The following is a 3,412-nucleotide window of genomic DNA, read 5'->3' on the forward strand; positions in this document are numbered from 1 at the left end:
GTCCCATAACTCCTTCGGCTGCTTCCATAAGTGGTTCAGGCAAAGTTGGGTGTGCATGAATTGTAAGGCTGAGATCTTCTGCAGTTGCCCCTGACTCAATTGCAAAAACTGCTTCTGCAATAAGAGATGATACTTCTGGCCCTACCATTTGTACACCTAACACCCGATTAGATTCCTTATCCGCCACAACTTGGACAAAACCATCAGCATCAGAAACAGATAAAGCTCTGCCGTTAGCTTGGAATGGAAAACGACTAGAAACTGTTTCATATCCTTCTTCCTTTGCTTCCTTCTCCGTTAAACCTGTATAAGCTACTTCCGGATCGCTGAAAATAACAAAAGGCATTGCCTGAAAATCAATCACACTTTTTAGCCCACTTATTACCTCTGCAGCTATCTTTGTAACTGCTAGACTAAAGTGAACAGTTTTTGCTAGATAAAAATGAACACTTTTTCATCCATAATAACCTCAGTTACGCTATGATGATATTTTCAACATAGTGTTAGCTGGAGGAATGGAAAGGTGGAAAAACTAGCATTGTACATAGAAGTAAATCAACTTAGGGAAAGAGGTTTTAAGATAGCAGCTATATCTAAGAAGTTGGGAATATCAAGAAATACAGTTTATAAGTATTTGGATATGTCATTCGATGAGGCAACAGATTGGGTCTCAACATTGAAGACCAGAAGTAAAAAATTAGATCCCTATCGGGATATAATTCTAACCTGGCTAAAAGAGCATCCTGATCTTTCTTCAGCACAAATTGAGGACTGGTTGAAGGAAAAGATCCCAGCAATAAAAGTTGGTAGCAGCACCTTAAGAAGTTATATCAGTGAATTGAGGGATACTTACCATATACCAAAAGTTATTCGTATCAGGGATCATGAAGCTGTAGAAGAGCTTCCAATGGGGATGCAGGTGCAGGTGGACTGGGGAGAAATGAAGGTTAAAACGTCGATGAATAAAGAAATAAAACTTTACTTTATTTCATTTGTCCTGGCGCATTCTAGATTTAAATATGTTGAATGGCTAGATAGACCGTTCACCACAAGAGACACTATTCGGTGCCATGAAAGTGCCTTTCAGTACTTTGATGGTATGCCAGAGGAAATCGTTTATGATCAAGACCACTTGATTACAGTGAACGAAAATGCTGGGGATATAATCCTTACAGGAGACTTTCAAGCATATAAACAGGAACGGAGTTTCAGGGTTTATCTATGTCGAAAATCAGACCCTCAAAGTAAAGGGAAAATTGAGAATGTAGTCAAGTTCATCAAAGGGAACTTTGCCAAGAACAGAGTATTTTTCAACTTGGAAAGCTGGAATGAGAAATGCCTTGCCTGGCTAGAAAGGACAGGTAATCAAAATGTACATAATACTACAAAAAAGAGACCGGCAGAAGTGCACGCCCTGGAAAAGCAACACTTAAGACCAATCTCATCCCTGCTCTCTATCGAGAGCAACCTTAGTACAAGTATAACAAGGTCTGTGCATAAGGACAATGTTATAAAATACAAATCCAACCGATACTCCCTGCCGCTAGGAACCTACCGGCCCAGGGGAAATAATACAGTTTATATTGAAGTAAAAGAGAGTGAGCTGATTATTAGGGCCACTCCGCAAGGAGAGATACTCGCCCGTCATCGTTTAGGCCTTGGAAAAGGAGAATTGATTAAGAACCGAAACCATGGAAGAGATCGATCCAAAGGAATTGAAGCCTTCAAAGAAACAGTTATAAGGCAATTGGCCAATCACGAACAAGCAAAGCAATTTATCCAAGAGGTTGGTACCAGATATCCAAGATACATGAGAGACCAACTTCAAGTAATTCAACATACAATTAATCAATATAGAAATGTCATTGATGAAGCCCTTACCCACTGCGTTAGAGACCATCTTTGGAGTGCAAATGATCTTCGTGATGTCGCTCAGCACTTAGACAGATTAACAGAAAACGAATTATTCCCATCTCCTTCATTTCAAGAAATGAAGATGACTACTTCCGCAATAAAAGCCACTGCACAAACTAGGGATCTGACAACTTATGTAGAGATTATGGGAGGAATCAAATAATGACAGGAACGGTGCAGCTTCTTCAAGAAAACCTCCGCCATCTTCGGATGGCGGAAACAGCAAATGAGTTACCAACATTACTTCGCAATGCAGAACAACATTCGTGGACTTATCTTGAATTTGTAGAAGAAATACTATCATTTGAACTGAAGCGCCGGGAGGAGAAAAACAGGGAAAAGAGGTTGAAAAAGGCTAAGTTCCCTTATTATAAAACCCTTGATGAATTTAAGATTGCCGAGCAGCAATCATTGAGCACCCGTCAAATCGAGCAGCTTAAAGAGCTGACTTGGCTTGAACAGCAATACAATATGATCCTTCTAGGTCCACCAGGTGTTGGCAAAACCCATATTGCGATTGGGCTAGGACTGGAAGCGATACAAAACGGATATAGAGTATCCTTCTATACCATGGGAGAACTAATAAATATCCTCAAATCCCAAGAGTATCTCCGCAAATCCCAACTCCAGCTTAAGGCTATAAAAGAAGCAGACCTAATCATCATTGATGACCTGATGTATATGGCAATGGATCAACGTGAGGCCAACTTATTCTTTCACCTTATCAATGATTTATATGAACGAAGTTCAATAATCCTTACATCTAACAAAGGGCCTGAACAATGGGGAGAATTGATGGGAGACAAAGGAATAACAACGGCCATTTTGGACCGATTGCTTCATAAAGTTGAAGTCATTCACTTAAACGGAGAGAGTTATAGAATTAAAAACAGAAGAACAATTTTTGAAGCAAAAAGTGTTCAAACTTAATGAGCAAAAAGTGTTCAAAACTACTTGACGGTTACAATCTTACCTTCATAACTAGCTTTATGAGCAAGGAGGTAACCACCAGCACAGTCACCAATCGCATATACATGTTCAACATTTGTTTGACATTTATCATTTATCTTAATAAAACCGCGTTGGTCTAATTCAACCCCGATATTTTCCAATCCAATTTTTTCTGTGTTTGGTTTTCTTCCAATGGAAACTAAGCAATAACCCCCTTTAACTATCTCTTCCTTTCCATTAACCTGAACTTGAACGTTTATTTCATCGCCTGTATTTTCTCCGCCTTGGACTAAAGCATTCGTAATAACTGTGATTCCAAGTTCCTTTAAATGACGTTTTACCACATTTGTAAGCATAGGGTCCGTACCTGGAAGAATTGTATCTGACCCCTCAAGAATTGTTACTTTAGCCCCGAATTTAGCATAAGCAGTTCCCAACTCCAAACCGATATAACCACCACCTACTACTACTAAATGCTTTGGCACTTCTTGAAGCATCAATGCTTCAGTTGAAGAGATGATTCTTTTTCTATCAAATGGCATATTTT

General features: G+C 39.3%; 4 protein-coding genes. 2 read left to right on the forward strand and 2 right to left on the reverse strand.

Annotated features, from left to right (window positions below; translation table 11 throughout):
- On the reverse strand, positions 1 to 364 hold a 364-nt coding region (locus tag ACSVDD_RS29790; protein WP_510167017.1), incomplete at its 3' end, for an oxidoreductase dimerization domain-containing protein.
- Positions 365 to 523: 159 nt separating this feature from the next.
- On the opposite strand from ACSVDD_RS29790, the gene istA reads away from it, so the two are divergent.
- Together istA and istB are read left to right on the forward strand one after the other, a co-directional pair.
- Complete coding sequence (gene istA, locus ACSVDD_RS29795; protein WP_510167018.1) at positions 524 to 2,077, forward strand: IS21 family transposase; 1,554 nt, start codon at positions 524 to 526, stop codon at positions 2,075 to 2,077.
- Positions 2,077 to 2,844, forward strand: coding sequence for an IS21-like element helper ATPase IstB (gene istB / locus ACSVDD_RS29800; RefSeq protein WP_510167019.1), 768 nt, complete (start codon positions 2,077 to 2,079; stop codon positions 2,842 to 2,844). The genes istA and istB overlap by 1 nt, the downstream gene beginning before the upstream one ends.
- A gap of 20 nt (positions 2,845 to 2,864) precedes the next feature.
- Here istB and ACSVDD_RS29805 read toward each other — a convergent pair.
- A partial coding sequence (locus tag ACSVDD_RS29805) for an FAD-dependent oxidoreductase (protein WP_510167020.1) occupies positions 2,865 to 3,412 on the reverse strand: 548 nt, incomplete at its 5' end.

It is taken from the genome of Azospirillum terrae, from assembly GCF_053470425.1.